The following is a 22,011-nucleotide window of genomic DNA, read 5'->3' on the forward strand; positions in this document are numbered from 1 at the left end:
CTCAGCGTACCGCCGTTCCGCCAACGGTCAGCCCACGCATCTTCAGCGTGGGCTGGCCGACGCCGACGGGAACGCCCTGGCCGTTCTTGCCGCAGGTGCCGATGCCGGGGTCGAGGCCAGGGTCGTTGCCGACCATCGTCACCTTCGTCAGCGCATCGGGGCCGTTGCCGATCAGCGTCGCACCCTTCACCGCAGCACCGATCTTTCCACCTTCGATCAGATACGCTTCGGACGCGGAAAACACGAACTTGCCCGAAGTGATGTCCACCTGCCCGCCGCCAAAATTCACGGCGTAGAGGCCACGCTCGACAGACGCGATGATCTCCTCGGGCGCATGCGCACCGCCGGTCATGATCGTGTTCGTCATCCGCGGCATCGGCGCGTGCGCGAAGCTCTGGCGACGTCCGTTGCCGGTGGGGGCAACGCCCATCAGCCGCGCGTTCTGCCGGTCCTGGATGAAGCCCTTGAGGATGCCGTCCTCGATCATCACGGTGCGGCCCGACGGCGTTCCCTCGTCATCGACGGTGAGGCTGCCGCGGCGATCGGGCAGCGTGCCGTCATCGACCACCGTCACGCCCGGGGCAGCGATGCGCTGGCCGAGCAGGCCCGAGAAGGCGGACGTCTTCTTGCGATTGAAATCACCCTCGAGGCCATGGCCGATCGCCTCGTGCAGCAGGATGCCCGGCCAGCCGGGGCCGAGCACCACCTCCATCTCGCCGGCGGGTGCGGCGACTGCGTCGAGATTGACCAGCGCCTGGCGCAGCGCCTCGTCGACAGCGCCCTGCCACGTTGTCGGGTCGAGCAGCAGCGCATAGCCGTGCCGCCCGCCGGTGCCGTGGGTGCCGCTCTCGCGCCGCCCGTTCGCACCGACGACGACGGTGATGTTGAGCCGCACGAGCGGGCGGAGATCGGCGACCCGCACACCATCGGCGCGGATCACCTGCACCGCCTGCCACTCGCCGGCCAGCGTGGCCATCACCTGCGTCACGCGCGGGTCACGCGCACGCGCATGCGCATCGATCCGCGCCAGAAGTTCCGCCTTCGCCGCGAAATCGACGGCAGCGACCGGGTTCTCGTCGGCGTAGAGCCGTGCGTTGGTCGATCGCGGGGCGAGGTCCATCGTCCCGTCCTGCCCGCTCCTGACGCCGCGCACCGTCTCGGCGGCACGCGCGAGCGCTGCCTCGCTCACCTCGCCCGCATGCGCGTAGCCGACGGCCTCGCCGGCCACCGCGCGAAGCCCGAAGCCCAGCGCCGTGTCGAAGCTCGCCGAGCGGATGCGGCCATCCTCAAGCGCGAGCGCCTCGCTCTCGCGGTATTCGAGGAAGAGCTCGCCATCATCCATGCCGGCGAGCGCGGCGGCGGTCATGCGCGCCGCACCGTCACGGTCGAGCAGGCTGTCGGGACGGCCGAAGAAGAGCCGGTCCGTCGTGTCGAGATGGCTCACTTTGTGCTGCTCCATGCGGTGCGGCCGGGCGTGCCGGCGGGAGAATCGGGAGGCGTCGGCTGCACGCCGAGCACGCGGAAGGCAGGCAGCGTCATCACCGCCGTCGTGCCCGTGCCGGGGCCGGCACTTTCGAGATGCAGCGAACCGCCATGGGCGGCGGCGAGCGCACGGGAAAGGTAGAGGCCAAGCCCGCTGCCCTGGAAGCGTCGCGACAGCGAGTTGTCGAGCTGCGTGAACGGCTGGAAGACGCGCTCGAGTTCAGGCCCGTCGATGCCGATGCCGTTGTCGGCGACCGTGATCGCAAGCCCGCCATCGGCCGCGACGCGGGCGCCGATGCGCACCTGGCCGGCGGAGCCGGAGAACTTCACCGCGTTCGACACGAGGTTCAGCAGCACCTGGCGCAGGCGCCGCTCATCGCCACGCACGCGCGGCAGGTCGGCCGGGAGCGCGAGCGTCAGCGTCGCGCCGGTCGTGCGCGCCGTCGGCTCCATCAGGCGGCGGCAGCTCTCGGCAAGGCTGCGGAGATCGACGCGGTCCTCGGCAAGGTCGATCCGCCCCGCCTCGATGCGCGCGACATCGAGGATGTCGTTGATCAGCGCAAGAAGGTGGCGGCCGGCCTCGTTGATGGAGGCCGCGTACTCGGCGATCTTGGCGGCACCCGCGCGCGCCGGGTCGTGCATGAGCGCATCGGAGAAGCCGATGATGGCGTTGAGCGGCGTGCGCAGCTCGTGGCTCATCGTCGCGAGGAACTGGCTTTTCGCACGGCTCGCGGCTTCGGCCTGCTCCTTGGCCGCGCGGAGGCCCTGCTCGGCTTCCGTCTGGTCGGTTACGTCGGTGTAGGTGACGACGAAGCCGCCATCGGGCGTGGGATCGGAGCGCACATCGAGGACGTGCCCGTCGCTGCGCGTGCGGCGGTGGATGGTGGAGATCGAGCGGTCGCGCGTGAGGTATTCGCGGGCGCGGCTTGCTGCCTCCTCGCCCTCGCCGAAATCGCCGCGGGCGAGCAGCGCGGCGACGAGCTCGGCCTGGTGCCGGCCTGGGGCGAGGAAATCCGGCGCGTGCTGCAGCAGCTGCGCCGCCATGCGGTTGGCGGACACGACCCGCCGGTCGCGGTCGAACATGCAGATGCCGTGGCGGATATGCTCGAGCATCGTGTCGAGCATCGCCGCGCGGCGCATCGCCTCGGCTTCCGCCTCGACCACCGGCGTGATGTCGGTGACCACCGAGACATGGCCGCCATCGGGCAGCGGCGCGGAGCGGACGTCGATCGCCGTGCCGTTGGGGCGCATGCGCCGCCGCCGCTGCGGCACGCCGATGTCGCGGGCGAGTTCGCGCGCGATCATCTCCTGCGCCTCGCCGGGCCCGTATTCGCCGGCCTCGGCGCGGCGCTGGACCACGTCGATGATCGTGTCGCCGAGCGCGATCGGTGCACCGTCCATGATCTCGGTATAGGCAGGGTTGAACATCGTAACGCTACGGAAACGATCATACACGGCCACGCCGTGCGGCAGGTTGGCGAGGATGGCGTCGAGCATGGCCGCGCGGCCCCGGGCTTCGTCCTCGGCGCGCGAGAGTGCCGTGATGTCGTTGGCGCTGATCATGAACCCGCCGTCCGGCAGCGGGTCGGAGGCGATGTCGAGAACGGTGCCGTTCGGCCGGACGCGACGCGTGACGTGCGGGCGCGCACGGTCCATCCTGAGCACGCGGGCGAGATAGGCCTCGGGGTCGAGCGCGTCGAACTCGCCGCGCTCGCGCAGCAGCCTCATGACGTCGCGCACCTGCATGCCTGGCTGCACGGCATCGAGCGGCAGGCCGAGCAGCTCCTCGTAGCGGCGGTTCTTGAGCTTGACGCGATGATCGGCGCCGTAGACGCACACCCCCGTGCGGAGTCGCGCAAGGACCGTGTCGATCTCGAGCGCGCGCAGCCGCGCCTGGCTCTCGGCCTCGATCAGCGGCGTCACGTCCATCGCGCAGATGACGTGGCCGCCATCGGGCAGCGGCTCGTAGCGCACGTCGATGCTGCGGCCGTCGGGCAGGCGGCGGGTCCGGCGGCTCGACCGGGTCCGGTCGATCGCCAGCGCCGAGGCGACGAAGTCCTCCGCCGCGCCGGGCCCATAGGCGCCCTGCTCGGCGAAGGCGCGGATGATCTCGGCGAGCGACCGGCCGGGCGTCAGCATCGCCTTCTCGACGCCGGCAGTCGCGGCATAGGAGGCGTTGGCCCAGATCAGCTTCTGGTCGGCGTCGTAGAGGATGATGCCGACGGGCAGCCGATCGAGCGTGTCGCGCAGCAGCGCCGATTGCCGGCGCGCCGTCTCTGCCGATTCCATCTCGGCCGAGACATCGCGGCCGATGCCGCGATAGCCCGCGAACGTGCCGTCGGCCCCGAACACCGGCACGCCGCTGATGCGCACCCAGAACGGCGCCTCGGTCGCGCGGCGCGAGCGGTAGGTGAGGTCTCGGAACGGACGGCGGGCGGCAAGTGCCGCGGCATGGGCGGCCCACATCGCCTCGTCGCCGGGCGCGCGGATGGCGTTATCGTCGCGCGTGCGACCGAGCATCGGGTCGCCGAGGCGGGGGGCGAGAACGTCGCCGCCGGGCGGGACCTCGCGCTGCGACAGCCAGGAAAAGCGGAGCGAGGCGTCCTGCTCCCAGAACCAGTCGCCGGAGGCATAGGCGAAGTCGCGCAGGCGGCGTTCGCGCGCCTCCAGCATCGCGCAGGCGATCCTCAGCGCCTCGATCTCAGCCCGGCTCCTGTCGCCGGATGCTCCGTGGTCCGCCCCTTCCATCAGGCGGCGATCATGCCACAACCCGGCGCAGCCTGTGTGCAGCGATCACGAAGGCGCCAAGCACCAGCACCGCCATGGTCTGGTGCAGCGTGCCGAGCGAGACGGGAACGACCGCCAGCAGCGTCGCGACGCCGAGCACGTATTGCAGCGCGATCGTCCCGGCGAGCATCAGGACCGGCCCGCGCCAGGGCCGCCCCGCCCGCCAGCCGAGCACGGCGGCGGCAAGGGCTGCGGCGAGCGTCACCGTCGCCAGCAGGCGGTGGTTGAACTGCACCGCGGCGATATTCTCGAAGAAATTGAGCACGAACGGCTGGAGGTCGGCATAGCCGGCCGGGACCAGGGCGCCATCCATCAGCGGGAACGTGTTGTAGGAGAACCCGGCGCGGATGCCGGCGACGAACCCGCCCGCGAGCATGGTCAGCAGCGCGAGCGCGCCTGCTGCGTGAACCGCTGCCTTCACTGGCCGCGGCGGCGCCTCGCTCGGGCGTGGCGAAAGCAGGCCGAGCGCCGTCCACAACACCGCGGCAAAGATCACGAAGGCGAGGCCGAGATGCATCGTCAACCGGTAGGGGCTGACCGTCGTGCGATGGGCGAAGAAGCCCGATGCGACCATGAACCAGCCAAGCAGTCCCTGCAGCCCGCCAAGCGCAAACAGCACGCCGACGCGCGGCCACAGCGCCCGCCTGAGCCGACCCGTGAGGGCGAGCGCGAGCGCGCCTCCGGCGAACACCACCCCGATCAGCTTGCCCCAGACGCGGTGCAGGTATTCGAGCCAGAAGATCTCCTTGAACCCGGCCAGGTCCATGCCGCGGTTCACCTCGAGATACTGCGGAATGGTGCGGTAGAGCGCGAAGAGGCGGTTCCACTCCGCTTCCGACAACGGCGGCAGCCAGCCGGTCAGCGGCCGCCACTCCATGATCGAGAGGCCTGAGCCCGTCAGCCGCGTGGCGCCGCCGAGGGCCACCATCACGACGATCATGCCGGCGACGACGAACAGCCACGCGGCGACGGCGGCATCGCCCGCGCGTTCACGCTCGGCCGTGTCGGCGTCGAGCGGCGGCCAGGTGGTGTCGAACGGCATCGTCTCCCCGTGTCATGGCAGGGCGGCATGGCAGGCGGCCGCATGGCAGGCGGCGGCAGGGACGACCTCGGCGCTGGCTCGCTTGCCCGCCCCTACGCCCTCTGGTATGGCGCGCGCCCAGGCAAAATCAAGCAACGGCGCGTGCCCCCGCCAGCATGGCGGGCCAGCGCGCGCCGGATCGGACCCGATTTCCCCATGGCGATGCCCCCTGCCACAGTCGATCCGCCGCGTCTGGAGCAGCGTCCGGAGCCGGGTCTGGCGTGGGGAGGCGGCGTGCCCCCGCTCTCGGTCGTCGTGCCGGTCCGCAACGAGGGGCCGAACATCGCGCCGCTGATCGCCGAGATCAGGGCAGCGACGGCACCGCTCGGCGGCGCTGAGATCGTCTATGTCGACGATGGCTCGACTGACGACACCGGCGCGGCGCTGTCGCGCGAGGCCATGCAGGGCGATGTCGTGCATCTCCGCCACGCCCGGTCGTGCGGGCAGAGTGCGGCGATCGTCTCGGGCGTGAAGGCGGCGCGCGGGGCCTGGATCGCGACCCTGGACGGCGACGGGCAGAACGATCCGGCCGACATCCCGGCCCTGTTCTCCCGCGCCGGCGCCGAGGCGGCGGCAGGGCCGGGGCCGGTGCTGGTCGCGGGCCACCGCGTCAACCGCAAGGACACGGCCACGAAGCGCTTCACCAGCCGCTTCGCCAACCGCTTCCGCGCCTGGCTGCTGGGCGATGCCACGCCCGATACGGGCTGCGGCCTCAAGCTGTTCCGCCGGGCCGATTTCCTCGAGCTTCCGCAGTTCGACCACATGCACCGCTACCTGCCGGCGCTGTTCCTGCGGGCTGGCGGGCGTGTCGTCTCCGTGCCGGTGAACCACCGGCCCCGGCTCCGGGGCCAATCGAACTACGGCACGCTGGACCGCCTGGCCGTGGCGGTGGCCGACCTCGTGGGCGTGATGTGGCTGCAGCGACGGTGGAAGCGGCCCCAGGTCGAGAGAATTGGGGCAGAACGAATGGCGCCGCCGTCGGCGGAAGGCTGAGGCGTTGCGCGCCGCGAAGCTCGCCAAGCCGCTGCTGCTGCTGGCGGGATTGATCGTCGCGGGCGTGGTGGTGCGCGAACTGCGCGCCGCCGGGGTGCTCGAGACCGGCTTTCTCGAGCGTATGATCGTCGGCCAGGGCGTGCGGGGGCAGCTGCTGTTCATCGCCCTCGGCGCGGCCGCCTGTTCGGTGGGCGTGCCGCGGCAGGCGGTGGCCTTCGCGGGCGGCACCGCCTTCGGCGCTCTGCTGGGGTCGGGGCTTGCGCTGGCGGCGATGGTCCTGGCCTGCGCGCTCACCTTCTTCTGGGCACGACTGGTCGGGCGCGGCTGGGCACGGCGGCGGATCGAGCGTGCCTTCTCCGGCAGGCTGGCGCGGGTGGATCGGTTCCTTGCCGCCAACCCGTTCGCGGCGACGCTGACGCTCAGGCTGCTGCCGGTCGGCAACAACCTGGCGCTGAACCTGCTCGCAGGCCTGTCCGGCATCGCGGCACTGCCCTTCATCGTTGGCTCGGCGCTCGGCTACGTGCCGCAGACGGTGGTGTTCGCCCTTCTCGGCAAGGGCGTGCGGGTGGACGGCGCGATCCAGCTTGGCGTCGGCCTCGTGCTGTTCGGGGTCTCCGCGCTGCTCGGCCTGTGGTTGCTCAGGCGGGCCCGCAACGCCCGCGAGGCGGCGGAGGCAGCCGGCCTTGACGAGGCTGGCTGAGGCGCCCAGGCCCCAAGCGCAGGCCCCAAGCGCAGGCCCCAAACCCACGCCCAGGCCCAGGCCCAGGCCCAGGCCCGATCAGTGCAGCCCGAACTCACCCTGGGCGTAGCGCAGCTCGGCTGGCTGGATCAGCCCCACGGACGCGACGCTGACGGAGTGGAGCTTGCCCTCGATCTCGCGCTCCCAGAAGGCGAGGAAGCGATTGAGTTCGGGGAAGCGCGGGGCGATGTCGAGCTGCTGCCAGACGAAGGTCTGTAGCAGCGCGGGATGATCGGGCAGGTGATACAGGATCTTCGCGGTGGTGAGCCTGTATCCGTTCAACTGTCGCGCGATCGAGCCGGTCATTGCAGTGGTTCCTCCGTTCCTTTCGTGACTGCACCCCTTCCCTGAAGGTGGAAGGATGGCAGGAACGATCGTGGAACAGGAAGAAAAAACGTTGTATTATCAGGCGATTAGCAGCCCTCACACGAGAGTGCTGCCATCCTTGACTTGACGGGCCGAAGAGCCTAGATCGTTGGCACTCCTCGGGAGCGAGTGCTAGCAGCCAGTGCGGCGGCCTGCCACGACCCGGGGAAGACGAGCCAACGCCAGGAGAGTTCCAATGAAGTTTCGTCCCCTGCACGACCGTGTGGTGGTGCGCCGCGTGACCGCCGAGGAGAAGACGGCGGGCGGCATCATCATCCCCGACACCGCCAAGGAGAAGCCCATGGAGGGCGAGATCGTGGCGGCCGGCCCGGGCGCCCGCAATGAGAAGGGCGAGCTCGTCTCGCTCGACGTCAAGGCCGGCGACCGCGTGCTGTTCGGCAAGTGGTCCGGCACCGAGGTCAAGATCAACGGGGAAGACCTGCTGATCATGAAGGAGAGCGACATCATGGGGATCGTCGAGGTCACCGCTGCCAAGAAGAAGGCGGCCTGATCTCCTCCCCTCCGCTCCAAGACCCTTTCAACAATCCAAGGATACGAGAACATGCCAGCTAAGGACGTGAGGTTCGGCTCTGACGCGCGCGAGCGGATGCTCCGCGGCGTCGACATCCTCGCCAACGCCGTGAAGGTGACGCTCGGCCCCAAGGGCCGCAACGTCGTGCTCGACAAGAGCTTCGGCGCGCCGCGCATCACCAAGGACGGTGTGACGGTGGCGAAGGAGATCGAGCTCGCCGACAAGTTCGAGAACATGGGCGCCCAGATGGTGCGCGAAGTGGCCTCGAAGACCAACGACATCGCCGGTGACGGCACCACCACCGCGACCGTGCTCGCCCAGGCGATCGTGCGCGAGGGCGCGAAGGCGGTTGCCGCCGGCATGAACCCGATGGACCTCAAGCGCGGCATCGACAAGGCCGTGAACGTGGTCGTCGAGGACCTCAAGAAGAAGTCGAAGAAGATCTCGACCTCGGCCGAGGTCGCGGCCGTCGGCACGATCTCCGCCAACGGCGAGAGCGAGATCGGCGAGATGATCGCCAAGGCGATGCAGAAGGTCGGCAACGAGGGTGTGATCACGGTCGAGGAGGCCAAGGGCATCCAGACCGAGCTCGAAGTCGTCGAGGGCATGGAGTTCGACCGCGGCTACGTCTCTCCGTACTTCGTGACCAACGCGGAGAAGATGATCGCCGACCTCGAGAACCCCTACATCCTGATCCACGAGAAGAAGCTCTCGGGCCTGCAGCCGATGCTGCCGCTGCTCGAGGCCGTGGTGCAGACGGGCAAGCCGCTGCTGATCATCGCCGAGGACGTCGAGGGCGAGGCGCTTGCCACGCTCGTCGTCAACAAGCTGCGCGGTGGGCTCAAGATCGCCGCCGTGAAGGCCCCCGGCTTCGGTGATCGCCGCAAGGCCATGCTCGAGGACATCGCGATCCTGACCGGTGGCCAGGTGATCAGCGAAGATCTCGGCATCAAGCTCGAGACGGTCACGCTCGCCATGCTCGGCAAGGCCAAGAAGGTCGTGATCGAGAAGGAGAGCACGCTCATCGTCGAGGGTGCCGGCAAGAAGGCCGACATCCAGGGCCGCTGCGGCCAGATCAAGGCGCAGATCGAGGAGACCACCTCGGACTACGACCGTGAGAAGCTGCAGGAGCGCCTGGCGAAGCTCGCCGGTGGCGTCGCCGTCATCCGCGTCGGCGGCTCGACCGAGGTCGAGGTGAAGGAGCGCAAGGACCGCGTCGATGACGCGCTGCACGCAACGCGCGCGGCCGTCGAGGAAGGCATCGTTCCGGGCGGCGGTTGCGCCCTGGCACGCGCCAGCTTGATCCTGAACAAGATCAAGTGCGACAACGACGACCAGCGCTTCGGCATCGAGATCGTGCGCAAGGCGATCACCTCGCCGCTGCGCCAGATCAGCGAGAACGCCGGCGAGGACGGTGCCGTGATCCTCGGCAAGGTCCTCGACAACGACGAGTACAATTTCGGCTTCGACGCGCAGTCGGCCGAGTTCAAGGACCTGGTGAAGGCCGGCATCATCGACCCGACCAAGGTCGTGCGCACGGCGCTCCAGGATGCCTCGTCGGTCGCATCGCTGCTGATCACCACCGAGGCGATGGTGGCCGAGCGTCCGGAGAAGAAGGCCCCCCCGTCGGGCGGCCCGGGCGGCGGCATGGGCGACATGGATTTCTGAGCCGCACCGCGGTTCGGGATTTCCTGGATGGGGGTCGCCTTCGGGCGGCCCCCTTTTTCATTGCGTCGGCAATCGGCCGGATCGGCGGCTCCGCCACCCCGTTGATCGATTGTGCTTGACGCGAGGCCACGGAACTGTCGTCTTAGTGGTTGATCGCGCGTTTTTCGTGCTTGGCCTTGTCGGCACTCCGGATCACACCGGGCGTCTCAGACCATCGCTCCTGAAAAGCCCGGTTATCCTACCGTCCTGCGATCTCCGCATGACGTGATGTGTTCGATAAAGGAGGGCCTCATGGCCACAGGCACCGTGAAGTGGTTCAACCCGACCAAGGGTTTCGGTTTCATCGTCCCCGATCAGGGTGGCGCTGATGTGTTCGTGCACATCACTGCCGTTCAGGCCGCTGGCCTGACGCAGCTGAACGAGGGCCAGAAGGTCAGCTTCGAGGTCAGCATGGAGCGTGGCAAGCCGGCAGCAGGCATGCTCCGCGCCATCTGATCCAAGCGCCTTGCTACGCCTACCAGGGCCGCCTTCGGGCGGCCCTTGCTTTTTGCCTACCAGGGCCGCCTTCGGGCGGCCCTTTCTCGTGTCAGGCCGCCGCCTCCAGGCGGCCCTTTCTCCTTCTGGGTCAACGACTTCACTGCTGCGACGCACCATGCACGGGCACCGGGATTTGGGTTGACCGAGGCGGCGCAACCTGCATGTCTAAATGGCGCAATCGCGTTTGGCTCGATGACCCGATCGGCTCTCCGGACCGTCAGGCGACCGGAATGCCAGAGGCTCGCTTCCCGAACACCCGGTTGTCTGCCCGCCGCGCGACGGTCGTGCGGCGGTACGTGGAGAAAGGAGGGCCCGATCATGGCCACCGGTATCGTCAAGTGGTTCAACCCGACCAAGGGTTTCGGCTTCATCGTTCCCGACCAGGGCGGCAAGGACGTGTTCGTGCACATCACCGCCGTCCAGGCAGCAGGGCTCACGGGCCTGAACGAAGGCCAGAAGGTCAGCTTCGAGGTGAGCATGGAGCGCGGCAAGCCAGCCGCGACGAACCTGCGCGGCGCCTGAACGACCCCGCGACCACCTGACACGAAGGGCCGCCACCGCAAGGGGGCGGCCCTTCTGGCGTTCAGGGAACTGCGGAACTACTGCGCTGCGCGCGCCAGCACCGCGTCGTCCTCGTCCCACGCCTCCGGCACGTCCACCTCGCTGGCGCGCATGGCGTCCGCCAGCGCCTCGACGCGGCGGGTGATGTCGCGCGGCACGTCGCCGGCGAGGGCGAGGCGAACCACCCGCTGCTCGGCAAGTCCCGCAATCCGCCGCAGCCCCGGCGTGAAGCGGCCGGCAGCGAAATCGCGGATCGGCTCGGCGCAGGCCCACGCGCCGTCGGCAACGGCGGAGGCAGCGAAAACAGGACCGTCCGTCGTCCAGTCGCGCACGTTGCCGATCTGGCGCAGGCCACGCGCGCGGCAGGCGGCGATCGCCCCCTCCCGCCCGCCATCGAGCATCGCGAACAGCAGATCCGCCCCGGCATCGGCAAACTCCTGCACTGCAACGAACGCCGCGGCAGGGTCATGCTGGTCGCCGGTGAAGCGGGTCAGGAATCGCGCATCCTGTGCCGCGTGGCGGAGACCGGCCACGAAGGCAGCCCGCCCTCGGAGCCCGGGCGCGACAGGCTCTCCCGAGAGATGCGCGACCGTGCCGGTCCGGCTGAACCAGCCGGCGAAGGCGCCGGCGAGGAAGGCACTCTCCTCCTGCAGCACCTCGTAGCGGGCGACGTGGTCGGGCACGGCCCGGCACTGGGTCGCGGCGATCGCCTGGGAAGGGAAGCGGGGCGCGACGGCGTTCAGCGCCGCTTCCGCCTGGCCGCCGTGGCAGACGATCAAGTCGTACCCTGCCCCGCACAGCGACGCGAGCGTCGCCTCGCGCGCCCCCCTCTCCTCGACCCAGTGGATGGTGAGAGCGGCGTCGGTCTCATCCGACGCGGCAAGGAGGCCGCGCTCGCCGGCCGCGTTGAAACCACCCAAGCCACGCGGCCCGAACAGGACGCCTGCGACACGGAAGGTCATGTCAGTTCGCCGTCAGGCCGGCGGCGCGGATGGCAGGCTGCCAGTTCGCGACCTGCTGGGTCACCATCGCGGCAAAGGCGGCGGGCGGCATCGGCGCGCGGTTCAGCCCCATCGCGTCGAGCTTCTCCACCACCTCCGGCAGGGCGGCGGCCTCCGCCACCACCGCGGCGATCCGTTCCGCTACCGCATCGGGCACGCCGGCCGGCGCCGACAGGCCGACCCAGTTCTCGCCAGTCAGCCCCGGGCGGCCGAGCTCGGCCATCGTCGGCACATCGGGGATCAGGCCGACGCGCCCGGGCGCGGTGACGGCGATCGCGCGCACCGCGCCGGAGCGCATGTGCTGCAATTGCTGCGGCAGCGCATCGATCGCCATCGGGAACACGCCGGCGAGGAAATCGGTCACCATCGGGCCGGAGCCGCGATAGGGCACGTGCTCGAACGCCGCACCGCTGTCGCGCGCGAGCATCAGCCCGACAATGTGCCCGACCGAACCTGTGCCGCCGGAGCCGTAGGAGAGGCCACCACGCGCCCTGGCGAGCGCGATCAGCTCATCGAGCGTCCTCGCCGGAACGTCGGGGCGGACAACCAGGACGAACGGGAATGCACCGACATAGGCGAGGTGGCGGAAGCTCCCGAGCGGATCATACGCGACGGAGGGGAACATCGCCGGCGAGATCACGATCGGGGCGTTGTTGGCAACGAGCAGCGTGTGCCCATCGGCCGCCTCCTTCGCCACCATGGCCGCGGCCAGCGTGCCGCCCGCCCCCGGCCGGTTGTCGACGATCACGGGCTGGCCAAGGCGTGCCTGCATGGCGGGCGCGATCAGCCTGGCGATGATGTCGCTGCCCCCGCCAGGAGGGAAAGTGACGACCAGGCGGATCGGCCGCGACGGCCAGGACGAGGCGGTGGCGGCACCCGGCAATGCCGCGGATGCTGCCAGTGCGCCGAGCAGATGACGACGAAACATGCGCGCGATGCCCCCTTATTGTGCATCGCAGCACGGCCCCCGGTGGCAATGCTGCCTCTCGGGCCCGAACAGGCAACGCCCGTGCCACGCGGGTCAGCGCGCGGCGGCGTCGAGCTTCCGGTAATGCATCCGCCGCGCGAGCAGCGTCGTGCCGACGAGAGTGAGCACGAGGGTGGAGGTCATCAGGATGAAGGCCAGCGCCGCCCCGAAGGGCCAGTTCGTGGTGCGCGCGAACTGGTCGTAGAGGGCGGGCGCCATCATCTTGAACTGCGGCCCGCCGAGCAGCACGGGCGTGGCATAGGCGTTCATGCACAGGATGAACACCAGCGTACCGCCGGCGATGATGCCGGGCAGCGACAGCGGCAGCAGCACGCGGCGGAACGTCGTCATCGGCCCCGCGCCGAGATTGGCGGCGGCCTCCTCCACATCCCGCCCGATGCTTTCGATCACGCTCTGCAGCGTCAGGATCATGTAGGGCAGCACGACCGCGACGATGCCGAGGATCACGGCAAACGGCGTGTACATCAGCCGGATCGGTTCCGACACGATGCCGAGCCAGCGCAGCGTGGCGTTGACCGCACCGTCATTGCCGAGCAGCGCCATCCACCCAGCCGCGCGCACCACGTTGCCCACCATCAGCGGGAACACGACGGCAATGACGAGCGCGCTTTTCCACCGGCTGTCGGTACGCGCGAGCAGGTAGGCCACGGGAAAGGCCGCGAGAACCGAGACCAGCGTGCACAGCGCCGCGACCTGCACGGTCGTGCCGAGAACGCCGATGAAATACGGATCGGCGAAGAAGCGGACGTAGTTCTCGAACGTCACCGCATCGATCATGAAGTCGCGCGGGCTGTAGCGGTTCAGGCTGTAGCGGAACAGCAGCACCATCGGCGCACCGAGGAAGGCGAGCACGAGAAGCGTCGCGGGAATGACGAGGGCGGGGCCGAGGCTGAACCCCGCCCCGCCCCGCCGCGCCGCCACGCCCATCGACGCTGCCGCCGCCGTCATTGCCCGCGCTCTCCCGTCGCGCCTGCGGCGCTGCCGCTCAGCCCTTGAACTCGCGCGTCCACCACTCGAGTAGCTGGTCGTTGTTGGCCGCGATGTACTCGTAGTCGATCTTGACGAACTTCTCCTGCTGCTCCGGCGTGAAGCTGATCTCGCGCGCGATCGCCTCGGGCATGGTTGCGTTGGTCACCGTCGGCACGTAGCCCATGCGGTCGGCGAAGCCGAGCTGGGCGGCGGGCTCGAGCATGGCGTTCATCCAGATCCAGCCATTGGACTTGTTCGGCGCGTTCCGCGGCACGGCCTTGTCGAAGATGATCGGCGTCGCGCCCTCCGTCGGCACGGCATGGGTGAGGTTGAGCCCACCCTTCTTCCACATGTAGCCCCGCGCGAGCCACATGATGGTCGCGTACACCTCCTCGCTCTTGAGCGCGGCGGCGAGCGCCTCGTTCGAGGGGTAGACGCGCGGCTCGAGCTTCTTGAGCTCCATGAGCTTCGCCTTGGCCGGCTCGAAATTGTTCGGGCTGCCGCCGTTGATGATCGCCGCACTCTCGATCACCTGCATGTAGAGCCCGTCGGCGAAGCCGATGCGGCCGCGCCACCGCGGGTCCCACAGGTCGTTGTAGCTGCGGGGTGCGGGGTTCATTTTGTCCGGGTTGTAGAGGATGACCTTGCCCGAATAGATGTGCGGCAGCGCGTAGGGCTTGGCGAGCGACTTGATGACGTTCTTCATGTTCGGCACCAGCGCCTCGGTCGGCGGGTCGAACAGGTTCTGCTGCGACATCGTGAACATGTCGATGTCCGACAGGCAGGCGACGTCGAACGTGCCGCGGCGGCTCAAGCGTTCGGCCGAGAGCTTTGTCCTGCGCGGTGGCGCCACCGCGACGTCATACAGCGTCTCGATGCCGCGCGGCTTGATCAGCGGATCCTCGATGTTGAGCTTGAGCAGGTCCTGGTAGTCACCGCCCCAGGTGCCGACGATGACGCGCCCGCCGGACTGGGCACGCGCGACATGCGGGGCGGCAAGCGCGGCTGCGGCACCCGCCAGCAGCGCGCGACGATTGATGCGAGAGTGGATCATCTCAGACTCCTTCGTCCGTTGCGCCGTCTCCAACGGGATCAGGCGCGAGCAGCCGGCACTGGTCGGCCGGCCAAATGAGGGTGACGGCATCGCCCGCCGCAAGCCGCCGCAGCGGATCGGAAACGGGCGGGGTGGGAAGCGTCGCGGTCAGCACGTCGTCGGCCCCGAGGGCGACACGATACTCGGTGGTCGCACCAAGATAGGTCACGAGCGTGAGGCGGCCGCCGGCGCGGTTGATGCCCGCCGGCAGCGTGGCATCGGGGGCCGCGAGCGCGAGACGCTCGGGCCTCAGCGCAAGCGCTGCCGGCCCCGGCGCACGGTCCGTCACCGGCACCTCGACGGCCAGCCCGCCGCGGCTTTCGAACCGTCCCGGCGAAACCAGCCTGCCGTGCAGCACGTTCGACCGCCCGATGAAGCCCGCGACGAAGAGGTTCGCCGGGCTCTCGTAGAGCTCCTCCGGCGTGCCGACCTGCTGCACCACGCCGTTGGCCATCACCACCAGGCGATCGGCGAGCGTCAGCGCCTCCTCCTGGTCATGGGTGACGAACACGGTGGTGAGCCCGAGCCGCCGTTGCAGCTCGCGGATCTCGACGCGCACCTCGAGGCGCAGCTTGGCATCGAGGTTCGACAGCGGCTCATCGAGCAGGAACACGCCCGGATTGACCACCAGCGCGCGGGCAAGTGCCACGCGCTGCTGCTGCCCGCCCGAGAGCTGCCGCGGCAGCCTGTCGCCCAAATGGCCGAGGCGGACGAGGGCGAGCGCATCGGCCACGCGCTGCGCCGCCTCCGCACGCCCGACCTTCCGCATCTCGAGCCCGAAGGCGACGTTCTGCGCCACCGTCATGTGCGGGAACAGGGCGTAGGACTGGAACACCATGCCCGTGTCGCGCCGATGGGGCGGAAGGTACGTCACATCACGCCCGCCGATCGTGATCGTCCCCGCCGTCGGCTCGATGAAGCCGGCGACCATGCGCAGCGTCGTCGTCTTGCCGCAGCCGGAGGGGCCGAGCAGGGCGACGAGTTCCCCCTCCCGCACCGTCAGGCTCACGTCATCGACCGCGACGGTCGGGCCGTACATCTTCCGCAGGGAGGTGAGGACGAGTTCGCTCATACGATCCGGGAGAGTTTGACGAAACGGTCGGTGATCAGCATCAGCGCGCCGATCAGGATGATCTGCATCGTCGCGACCGCGGCGATGGTGGGGTCGATGCGGAACTCGAGATAGTTCAGCATCGCGACGGGAAGCGTGATCCGCCCAGGGCCGACGAGCAGCAGCGAGAGCTCGAGGTTCTCGAAGCTCTGGATGAAGCTGAACAGGCTTGCCGCCACGAGGCCAGGGCGCATCATCGGCAGCGTCACGCGGCGGAACACCACGAGCGGCGGTGCGCCGAGATTGGCGGCTGCCTCCTCCATCGCGCGGTCAAGCCCGATCAGCGAAGCGGAGACGAGGCGCACCGTCCACGGGATGGTCAGCAGCACGTGGCCAAGCACGAGCCCGCCGAGGGTTGCGCGGATGTCGAGGTCGAACGCGTTCTCGAGCGCGACATAGTACACGTAGAGCGCCGTGCCCGCGACGATGCCGGGCACGACGAGCGGCCCGAGCAGCAGCGTGTTCAGCGCCCCTCGGCCGGGGAAACGGTAGCGCACCATCGCATAGGACGCCGCCGCGCCGAGGCTGACGCCGACCAGCGTCGCCACCGTGGCCACCTGCAGCGACGTCACGAACCCACGCGCGAATTCGGGGCGCGACAGTGCGTTGGCGTACCACGCGAAGGTGTAGCCATCGGGCGGGAAGCTGACGATCTGCTGGTCGAACAGGCTGATCCAGGCGACGAAGAACACCGGGAGGAACATGAAGCAGAACACGAGCGTGGCGATCGCACGCAACGCGTAGCGGCCAGCGCGGCGGCGTGTCCCGCGCGCAGGCGAAGCAGATCCAACCGCTGTCGCGGCAATCGTCGTCACGCGCTTGCAGCCCCCCGGTCCACTCCCCGGGCGATCCTAGGGAGGTGATCGCCCATCCACAAGGAACGATGGCGCGCCGGCCCAGGTTTCGGGCACGATGCGCAGCATGCCGGAAGGTTCAGCCCTCGCGCCCGACCCGCACCGCGCCGCGATCCGCCGGTTGCACCGTGCGCCCGACGATGCCGTGCTCGCCCCCCTCCTTGCGCTCGCGACCCTGCCGCCGGAGGCCGCGGGCAGGGTGCGCGCGCGCGCCATCGCGCTGGTGGAGGGCGCACGTCGTGCGCACAAGCCGGGCGCCGATGTCTCCGCCTTCCTCGCCGAATTCGGCCTCGGCACGCGCGAGGGTGTGGCCCTCCTCTGCCTCGCCGAAGCCCTGCTCCGCATCCCCGATGCCGCGACGGCGGATCGGCTGATCGAGGACAAGCTCGCGGGCGCCGACTGGCAACGCCATCTCGGCCAGGCCGACAGCATGCTGGTGAATGCATCCGCCTTCGCCTTCATGCTCACGGGCCGCGTTCTCGCCCCCGCGGCGGATGCGCCGATGCTCTCGCGCACCGTCAAGCGGCTGGGCGAGCCCGTCATCCGCGCAGCCCTCCGCCAGGGCATGAAGGTGCTCGCCGGCCAGTTCGTGATGGGGCGGACGATCGCCGAGGCGCTGAAGCGCGCCACGGAGAGTGCCGAGGCGCGGCGTGCCCGCTACAGCTTCGACATGCTGGGCGAGGCTGCGCGCACCATGGCCGATGCCGATCGCTACATGGCCTCCTACCGCGATGCGATCGGCGCCGTCGGCGTCGCGAGCGCAGGCCGCGGACCCGTCGCGGGACCTGGCGTATCGGTGAAGCTCTCGGCCCTGCATCCGCGCTACGAACCGACGAAGCCGGAATGCATCCCCGCCCTGATCGCCTCCCTCACAGCGCTGGCCCACGCCGCGAAGAAGGGCGGCATCGGCCTCACAGTGGATGCCGAGGAGGCGGACAGGCTCGACATCTCCCTCGACATCATCGCCGCCGTGCATGGCGATCCGGCGCTTGGCGGGTGGGACGGGCTCGGCATGGCGGTGCAGGGGTATCAGAAGCGCGCGCTGCCGCTGATCGACTGGGCCGCCGCGCTTGCCGCGCGCAACGGCCGCGCGCTTCCCGTGCGCCTCGTGAAAGGTGCCTACTGGGACAGCGAGGTGAAGCACGCGCAGATCCAGGGCCGGGCCGACTATCCCGTGTTCACCCGCAAGGCGGCGACGGATGTCTCCTGGCTCGCCTGCGCGCGGCGGATGTTCGATGCCTCGCCCCACATCCAGCCCGCCTTCGCGACCCACAACGCCACCTCGCTCGCCTTCATCATCGAGAACGCCGCGGGGCGGATGTTCGAGATGCAGCGCCTGCACGGCATGGGCGAGGCGCTCTATGCCGGCACCGACTGCCCGGTGCGCATCTACGCCCCCGTCGGCGGGCACGAGGACCTGCTCGCCTACCTGGTGCGGCGCCTGCTCGAGAACGGCGCGAACACAGGCTTCGTTCACCGGTTGACCGACCCTGACGTTCCGGCGGAAGCGCTGGCCGAGGATCCTGTTGCCGCGATCGCGCACCGCGCGCCGCGCAACGCGCGCATCCCGCTCCCGCGCGACCTCTACGGCGCCTGGGCCAACAGCAGCGGCCTCGATCTCGGCGATGCCATTGAGGGTCCGCCCGCGCTCGCGGCGATCCGCGCGGCAGCGTCGCGCAGCACCGATGCCACGCCGCTCATCGGCGGCCGACGGATCGGGGGCACGCGCGTCGATGTCCGCGACCCGGCCGATCATCGTCGAGCCATTGGCCACGTCGTCTGGGCCGATGCGACGATGGTCGACGAGGCCGCACGGCTCGCCGCAAGGTCGTGGCGATCTTGGAACGATACAGGTGCAGAGCATCGCGCCGGCGTGCTCGAGCGTGCGGCTGACCTGATCGAGGCCAACCGCGAGGCGCTGCTCGCACTCATTGCACGCGAAGCCGGGCGAACCCTGGTCGACGGCATCGCCGAGGTGCGGGAGGCAGCGGATTTCTGCCGCTACTACGCGCACCAGGCGCGGCAGTGGTTCGGCGTGCCGCGCGAGCTTCCCGGCCCGACGGGCGAGCGCAACACCTGGGTTCTCTCGGGCCGCGGCGTGATCGCGGCGATCAGCCCGTGGAATTTTCCGCTTGCCATCTTCGTCGGGCAGATCGCTGCAGCGCTTGCCGCCGGCAACGCCGTCCTCGCCAAGCCGGCCGAGCAGACGCCGCTCGTTGGCGCGCGGGCCGTCGCCTTGCTCCACGAAGCCGGCGTTCCGCTCGACATTCTCGCCTTCCTGCCGGGCGATGGACCTGGCGTGGGTGCCGCGATGGTCGCCCACCCTGCCGTGTCGGGCGTTGCCTTCACCGGCGGCACCGAAACCGCACGCGCGATCGCCGCTGCCATCGTCGCCCGCCCCGGGCTTCCCATCCCGCTGGTTGCCGAGACGGGCGGCATCAACGCGATGATCGTCGACAGCTCCGCCCTGCCCGAGCAGGTGACGGCGGATGTGCTGGAAGGCGCGTTCCGCAGCGCCGGGCAGCGCTGTTCCGCGCTCCGCCTGCTGTGCCTCCAGGAGGATACGGCCGATCGTGTCCTGGCGATGATCGAGGGGGCGGCGCGCACGCTCACGCTCGGCGATCCGCTCGATCCGGCAACGGATATCGGCCCGGTCATCGACGCCGAGGCGCAGCGAACGCTTGCCGCCTGGTCGCCGCCACAGGGCCGCACGCTGTTCTCGCTCAGCCTGCCAGACGGTTGCGCGAACGGAAGCTTCGTGACCCCCCGCGCCATCGCGCTGCCGAACGCGCGTGCGCTCGACCGCGAGGTGTTCGGGCCGGTGCTGCATGTCGTGCGGTGGCGCGAGGACGGGCTCGACGCGCTCTGCGACGACCTTGCCGCGTCCGGCTTCGCGCTGACCCTCGGCGTGCACAGCCGGGTGCAGGCGACGGCGGAGCGGATCACAGAGCGGCTCGCCGTCGGCAACACCTACATCAACCGCGCCCAGATCGGCGCGGTGCCTGGCGTGCAGCCCTTCGGCGGCCACGGGCTCTCGGGCACCGGGCCGAAGGCGGGCGGGCCGCTCACCCTCATCCGCTTCGCGACCGAGCATGTGGTGTCGGTCAACACCGCCGCTGCCGGTGGCAATGCTGCCCTGCTTGCGACCGATGAGGCGTGACCTTGCCGCAGTGATGCGCCAAGCCTAGCGTTTCTGTCCCGATGCGGAAACGAGCCCGTTCGTGACATCTCCCACACTGGCTGCCGAGGCACCGCGCGCGCGGACGAATCTCGGCATCATCCTGTCGCTCAGCTTCTGCCACATGCTGAACGACACGATGCAATCCCTCCTCCCGGCGCTGTACCCCATCCTGAAGGACGAGTTCGCGCTCGACTTCGCGCAGATCGGGCTGCTCACCCTCGCATTCCAGTGCACGGCCTCGCTGCTGCAGCCCGCCGTCGGCCTCTACACCGACCGCAACCCGATGCCCTACTCGATGGCGGCCGGCATGGGGGCGACGCTGACCGGGCTGCTGCTGCTCGCTACCGCCGACACCTATCCGCTGCTGGTGCTCGCCGCGATGCTGGTCGGCTGCGGGTCGGCGGTGTTCCACCCGGAAGCCTCGCGCGTGGCGCGGGCGGCAGCGGGCGGGCGCTATGGCTTCGCGCAGTCGGTGTTCCAGGTGGGCGGCAACACGGGCTCTGCAATCGGCCCGCTGCTGGCGGCCTTCGTGGTGGTGCCAGCCGGCGCGGGCATGGCGCAGGGGCGCGTGATCTGGTTCTCGGGCGCGGCGCTGCTCGCCTCGCTCGTGCTCGCCCGCGTCGGCGCCTGGTATGCCCGCGTGCGTCGCGCGCCGGGGAAGGTGGCGGCGGCCGGCCCCCCGCCACTGTCGCGCGGCAAGGTGCTGCTCGGCATCTCGGTGCTGATCGTGCTGCTGTTCTCCAAGAACTTCTACAGCGCCGCACTCACCAGCTATTTCACCTTCTACCTGATCGGCAAGTTCGGCGTGTCGGTGCAGACGGCCCAACTTTTTCTTTTCGCCTATCTGGCGGGCCTCGCGGCGGGCATCCTCGCGGGCGGCTGGGTGGGGGACAGGATCGGCCGCATCCCCGTCATCTGGGTGTCGATCCTCGGCGTGCTGCCGTTCACCCTCGTCCTGCCCTACGCCAACCTGTTCTGGACCGGCGTTCTCGCGGTGCTGATCGGGCTCGTTATGTCATCGGCCTTCTCGGCCATCATCGTCTATGCGCAGGACCTGATGCCGGGGCGCATCGGCTTCGTCTCCGGCCTGTTCTTCGGCCTGTCCTTCGGCCTCGGCGGCCTTGGGGCGGCAGCGCTCGGGTGGCTGGCGGATGCGACGAGCATCGAGGCGGTATACCGCATCGTGTCGTTCCTGCCGATGCTTGGGCTGGCGACCGCGTTGCTCCCGCGGACGGGTGGAGCAGCCAGATAACTGGCGCGCGGCCGCCCCACCACCCCCGCGCGCCGATCTCCGGCGGCCATGGCCGCCTCCGATCAGCCAAGCTCCCGATAGACGTAGCGATACACCTCGCGGAAGCCGAGGCGGCGATAGAGGCTCAACGCCGCATCGTTGTCCGCCTCCACCTGGAGCGCGCCCCACTGCGCCCCCTCCGACCGCGCCCAGCCGAGGGCAGCCACGCACACGCGCCGCCCGAAGCCCTGGCCACGGAAGGCCTGCATCGTCGTGACATCGCCCAGGATCGCGATCGGCCCGACCGCGGCGGCGAAGGCAACGGCCGCCACCCGCCCCTCGGCCGAGGCGCTGATCCACGCACCCGGCACGAGCAGCAGCGACGCCGTGTCACGCTTCTCGATCATCCGCGCGGGGCTGGCGGTGCCCCCCTCCTCGCGCACCGTGAGCCACTCCTCTGACGGCCCCTCCTCCATCAGCGTGTCGCCGTCCGGCAAGGGCAGGCTGTCGAGCGGGGCTGCCATCACCACCGTCTCAACGCTTCTCGCCCAGGCGCGATGGGCGAGCAGCCGCTCGAGCGCCGGCGGGGTGAGCGGCGTCACCCTGATGCGCGGCACACGCCCGAGGCGCATGTACCAGTCCTCGATCCGCGCGAGCCTCGCCCCCAGATCGGCGTCGTCCCCGGGGTCGAGCCAGCAGGCACTGTTGGCGCGGCCCGATCCGCCGGGGCCGGCGCCGGCGCGGATGATGGCGGAACCGTCGAGCGCCACGCGGTGGGCGGGAACGGCGGTGAGGCAGGCGCGTTCGATGTCGGGGATCGTGGGGATGTCCATGTGG

19 protein-coding genes are annotated in these 22,011 nt (G+C 69.9%); 8 read left to right on the forward strand and 11 right to left on the reverse strand.

The features are described 5' to 3' along the window. Position 1 precedes the first annotated feature (1 nt). From tldD to Q0C38_RS13640, 3 genes are read right to left on the reverse strand one after another with little or no spacing between them, the layout of a single operon-like run. Entirely contained in the window at positions 2 to 1,459 is a 1,458-nt protein-coding gene (gene tldD, locus Q0C38_RS13630) for a metalloprotease TldD (RefSeq protein WP_408870029.1), read from the reverse strand. After that, positions 1,441 to 4,230 (reverse strand): PAS-domain containing protein, encoded by a 2,790-nt coding sequence (locus Q0C38_RS13635; RefSeq protein WP_291297653.1) that lies wholly within the window; start codon positions 4,228 to 4,230, stop codon positions 1,441 to 1,443. The genes tldD and Q0C38_RS13635 overlap by 19 nt, the downstream gene beginning before the upstream one ends. A 10-nt stretch (positions 4,231 to 4,240) precedes the next feature. Further along, positions 4,241 to 5,311: a COX15/CtaA family protein gene (locus Q0C38_RS13640; protein WP_291297654.1), complete on the reverse strand. Its 1,071-nt coding sequence runs from the start codon at positions 5,309 to 5,311 to the stop codon at positions 4,241 to 4,243. A gap of 273 nt (positions 5,312 to 5,584) precedes the next feature. On the opposite strand from Q0C38_RS13640, the gene Q0C38_RS13645 reads away from it, so the two are divergent. Together Q0C38_RS13645 and Q0C38_RS13650 are read left to right on the forward strand one after the other, a co-directional pair. Further along, complete coding sequence (locus Q0C38_RS13645) at positions 5,585 to 6,343, forward strand: glycosyltransferase family 2 protein (RefSeq protein WP_366937267.1); 759 nt, start codon at positions 5,585 to 5,587, stop codon at positions 6,341 to 6,343. 4 nt (positions 6,344 to 6,347) lie between these two features. Beyond that, entirely contained in the window at positions 6,348 to 7,043 is a 696-nt protein-coding gene (locus Q0C38_RS13650) for a TVP38/TMEM64 family protein (protein ID WP_291297655.1), read from the forward strand. Positions 7,044 to 7,121: 78 nt separating this feature from the next. Here the strand turns inward: Q0C38_RS13650 and Q0C38_RS13655 are convergent, their stop codons facing one another. Then, the gene (locus Q0C38_RS13655) at positions 7,122 to 7,388 is read right to left on the reverse strand and encodes an usg protein (RefSeq protein WP_291297656.1); all 267 of its coding nucleotides are present in this window, start codon (positions 7,386 to 7,388) and stop codon (positions 7,122 to 7,124) included. Between the two features lie 256 nt (positions 7,389 to 7,644). Between Q0C38_RS13655 and groES the strand changes: the two genes are divergently transcribed. The 4 genes from groES (at position 7,645) to Q0C38_RS13675 (ending at position 10,707) form a co-directional block, all read left to right on the forward strand. Next, on the forward strand, positions 7,645 to 7,959 hold the full coding sequence (gene groES, locus Q0C38_RS13660) for a co-chaperone GroES (RefSeq protein ID WP_291297657.1): 315 nt from the start codon (positions 7,645 to 7,647) through the stop codon (positions 7,957 to 7,959). Positions 7,960 to 8,010: 51 nt separating this feature from the next. Further along, a complete protein-coding gene (groL, locus tag Q0C38_RS13665; protein ID WP_291297658.1) occupies positions 8,011 to 9,648 on the forward strand; it encodes a chaperonin GroEL in 1,638 nt (545 codons plus the stop codon). Between the two features lie 291 nt (positions 9,649 to 9,939). Next, positions 9,940 to 10,143 carry a cold-shock protein gene (locus tag Q0C38_RS13670; protein ID WP_291297659.1) on the forward strand — a complete coding sequence of 68 codons (204 nt, stop codon included), beginning with the start codon at positions 9,940 to 9,942 and terminating at the stop codon, positions 10,141 to 10,143. Between the two features lie 360 nt (positions 10,144 to 10,503). Then, positions 10,504 to 10,707, forward strand: a complete 204-nt coding sequence (locus tag Q0C38_RS13675) for a cold-shock protein (RefSeq protein ID WP_291297660.1) — start codon at positions 10,504 to 10,506, stop codon at positions 10,705 to 10,707. A 77-nt stretch (positions 10,708 to 10,784) separates the two neighbouring features. On the opposite strand, the gene Q0C38_RS13680 is transcribed toward Q0C38_RS13675, so the two are convergent. The 6 genes from Q0C38_RS13680 to Q0C38_RS13705 form a co-directional block, all read right to left on the reverse strand. Continuing rightward, positions 10,785 to 11,708 carry a BMP family ABC transporter substrate-binding protein gene (locus Q0C38_RS13680; protein ID WP_291297661.1) on the reverse strand — a complete coding sequence of 308 codons (924 nt, stop codon included), beginning with the start codon at positions 11,706 to 11,708 and terminating at the stop codon, positions 10,785 to 10,787. 1 nt (position 11,709) lies between these two features. Further along, entirely contained in the window at positions 11,710 to 12,675 is a 966-nt protein-coding gene (locus Q0C38_RS13685; RefSeq protein WP_291297662.1) for a tripartite tricarboxylate transporter substrate binding protein, read from the reverse strand. A 93-nt stretch (positions 12,676 to 12,768) separates the two neighbouring features. Continuing rightward, the gene (locus tag Q0C38_RS13690; protein WP_291297663.1) at positions 12,769 to 13,683 is read right to left on the reverse strand and encodes an ABC transporter permease; all 915 of its coding nucleotides are present in this window, start codon (positions 13,681 to 13,683) and stop codon (positions 12,769 to 12,771) included. 37 nt (positions 13,684 to 13,720) lie between these two features. Then, entirely contained in the window at positions 13,721 to 14,758 is a 1,038-nt protein-coding gene (locus Q0C38_RS13695) for an extracellular solute-binding protein (RefSeq protein ID WP_291297664.1), read from the reverse strand. A gap of 1 nt (position 14,759) precedes the next feature. After that, entirely contained in the window at positions 14,760 to 15,869 is a 1,110-nt protein-coding gene (locus Q0C38_RS13700; protein WP_291297665.1) for an ABC transporter ATP-binding protein, read from the reverse strand. Continuing rightward, entirely contained in the window at positions 15,866 to 16,723 is an 858-nt protein-coding gene (locus Q0C38_RS13705) for an ABC transporter permease (protein WP_291297666.1), read from the reverse strand. Before Q0C38_RS13705 ends, Q0C38_RS13700 begins: the two co-directional genes overlap by 4 nt. A 106-nt stretch (positions 16,724 to 16,829) precedes the next feature. Here Q0C38_RS13705 and putA point away from each other — a divergent pair, with 106 nt between their 5' ends. Together putA and Q0C38_RS13715 are read left to right on the forward strand one after the other, a co-directional pair. Then, entirely contained in the window at positions 16,830 to 19,922 is a 3,093-nt protein-coding gene (gene putA, locus Q0C38_RS13710) for a bifunctional proline dehydrogenase/L-glutamate gamma-semialdehyde dehydrogenase PutA (RefSeq protein WP_291297667.1), read from the forward strand. A 61-nt stretch (positions 19,923 to 19,983) separates the two neighbouring features. Beyond that, positions 19,984 to 21,195 (forward strand): MFS transporter, encoded by a 1,212-nt coding sequence (locus tag Q0C38_RS13715; RefSeq protein WP_291297668.1) that lies wholly within the window; start codon positions 19,984 to 19,986, stop codon positions 21,193 to 21,195. A gap of 62 nt (positions 21,196 to 21,257) precedes the next feature. On the opposite strand, the gene Q0C38_RS13720 is transcribed toward Q0C38_RS13715, so the two are convergent. Then, the gene (locus Q0C38_RS13720) at positions 21,258 to 22,007 is read right to left on the reverse strand and encodes a GNAT family N-acetyltransferase (protein WP_291297669.1); all 750 of its coding nucleotides are present in this window, start codon (positions 22,005 to 22,007) and stop codon (positions 21,258 to 21,260) included. Positions 22,008 to 22,011: the final 4 nt, after the last annotated feature.

The organism is Elioraea sp. (assembly GCF_022842375.1).
Lineage (GTDB): Bacteria > Pseudomonadota > Alphaproteobacteria > Acetobacterales > Acetobacteraceae > Elioraea_A.